Source organism: Thermoproteus sp. CP80 (assembly GCF_002077075.2).
In the GTDB taxonomy this organism is placed as follows: Archaea; Thermoproteota; Thermoprotei; order Thermoproteales; family Thermoproteaceae; genus Thermoproteus.
Genome location: NZ_LCWM02000061.1, coordinates 1 through 1,912, shown reverse-complemented (window position 1 = coordinate 1,912; position 1,912 = coordinate 1). Strand labels below are relative to the sequence as shown.

Here is a 1,912-nt window from a genome sequence, read left to right as displayed (position 1 = left end):
TGTCGAAGAAGACGTAGACTCTGCCGTGCCCCACGTGGACGGAGTCGTAGGGAGTTATGCCGCAGACGTAGCCCGACGCGACGCCCGGCGTCCCGACCGCGAACTGCTCCACCCTCCTGCTGGCCGTATTGTATATCCTCAACGGCAGGGACGCGCCTCCGGACACCCCATGGGGGGTCCGCGCAGCCGCGTTATAAAGGTTTAGCGGAAAGCCTCGCCCTTTAGGGCGGGGATGCGGTTCGTCAAGCTTTTTTGTGGGAGGCTAGCGTATGGAGAGCGTGAGGAGCGTGAGGAGGGCTGTTGCCGTGGAGGTGGAGAGCCCGCCGCCCGAGCTTTCCGCCGTGGAGGAGGCGTACCGCCGCATCGTGGAGGAGGCGGCGGTATACGTCGCAGAGAGGGGGAGGCTGGAGAGGGAGAAGCGCGAAGAGCTGTACCGCCGCTTTAGGGAGCTGTACCCCTTGCCCGCCCAGCTCGTCCAGCAAGCCATGAACCAGGGCGTAGAGGTGGGGAAATCCTTTCTGGAGGCGAGGAGGGACGGCCGGGTCCACAAGCCCCGCCCCGAGGTGAGGCGGGTCTCGATCCGCTTCGCCAAGGATAGCTGAAGCTACCGGAAGACGGCGGCTTCAGCAGCCCCGTTAGGCTGGCGCTGTCGCTCCCCGGCGGGAGGAGGGAGGTCTGGATAAAGCCCCATAGACGCCTCTGGCTCTACTGGTGGAGAGTCTTGCGCAAAGAGGCCGAGCTGGCGTCCACGTTGATTCTGAAGCGGCGGAGGGGCAGGTGGTACGCCGTCTTCGTCTTCAACGTGACGCCCAAGAGGAAGCCTCCGGCGGAGGCCGTCGCCTTCGACGTAAACGAGAACTCGGTCGCGGTCGCCAAGGTGAGTCTGCTCTCGACGGTGGACAGGGTTGCCAGCTGGAATAGGCAATATATAAACCCCGCCGTCTACTCCATAAGGACGGACTTCGGCAGGCTCGCCGAGCGGTATGAGCGCATCCGCAACGCTAAGCTGGAGGAGCTTAGGGAAAATACCCCTTCGCGGGCAGGGACGGTGAAGAAAGGGCGCAGAACGTCGCGGACGCTAGGGAGTTCAGGAGGTTCGCGGGGAGGCTTAGGGAGAGGAGGCGGAAGGAGGCGAGCGTGAGACAGATCGCCCGCGACGTGACAAGAGACCCCGCCGTAATTATAACCGAGGATCTGGGCGAGAACCCTCAGGAGGAGATGATAGGCATTAAGGGCAAGAAGGCGAAAAAGGCGTAAAGAAGGTAAAGAGAAAAGAGCTGAGGCACCGCATCAAGCAGATTCCGTTTAAAAAGCTCGTAAGGGCCGTTGAGGGCAAGGCGGCGGAGAGAGGTTCCGTAGTAGTATACGTGTCGCCTTACCGCAACAGCAAGGTCTGTCCAATACACTTCGCGCTACTGAGGGACAACGGCGATTGGCATACGCTGCGGTGTCCCCGCGGCCACGCCGTGGATAGAGACGCGGCGGCTGTGTTGAACATGCTGTGGAAAACCACCCCCGCGGGGTGGACGAAGGCGGTTTGGTGGGATCTGAGAGACGTGAAGAGGAGACTGGAGAGGGAGAGAGGACTCGTGCCGAAAGAGCTCGCAAAGAGGAAGAATCCGCTTGTCCCATGGCCCGTCGCACGCGCCGTGTGGACTTCGCTCACGCGGCTGAAGGCCGGCGACAAATGGCCCGCGGTGCTGGCCCGGGCCAGCCCCACGACCCCCGCCCGAGGGGCCTATGAAGGCGGGGCGAGGGCGCCTCCCCGCGGGGCGGGAACCCCCACCCTCGGGGAGGAGGTCAGTTAAAGTATGCCGGCCCCATAATTTAAGTATGGGGACTTGTTGTTGCATGGCGGACACAACGATAGAGGAGGTTGCGGCTCGTAGGGTCTTCACGGGCAGGGGCGACC

The 1,912-nt window shown here is 62.9% G+C and carries 3 protein-coding genes; all 3 read left to right on the top strand.

Translation table 11 applies throughout. From position 1 onward, the window contains the following. Positions 1-269 precede the first annotated feature (269 nt). The 3 genes from B7L68_RS08300 to B7L68_RS08290 all read left to right on the top strand — a co-directional run bounded on the left by B7L68_RS08300 (position 270) and on the right by B7L68_RS08290 (position 1,808). On the top strand, positions 270-602 hold the full coding sequence (locus B7L68_RS08300) for a hypothetical protein (RefSeq protein WP_081247190.1): 333 nt from the start codon (positions 270-272) through the stop codon (positions 600-602). A 119-nt stretch (positions 603-721) separates the two neighbouring features. Next, entirely contained in the window at positions 722-1,141 is a 420-nt protein-coding gene (locus B7L68_RS08295) for a hypothetical protein (RefSeq protein ID WP_081247189.1), read from the top strand. 136 nt (positions 1,142-1,277) lie between these two features. Next, positions 1,278-1,808 carry a zinc ribbon domain-containing protein gene (locus B7L68_RS08290; protein ID WP_081247188.1) on the top strand — a complete coding sequence of 177 codons (531 nt, stop codon included), beginning with the start codon at positions 1,278-1,280 and terminating at the stop codon, positions 1,806-1,808. Positions 1,809-1,912 lie beyond the last annotated feature (104 nt).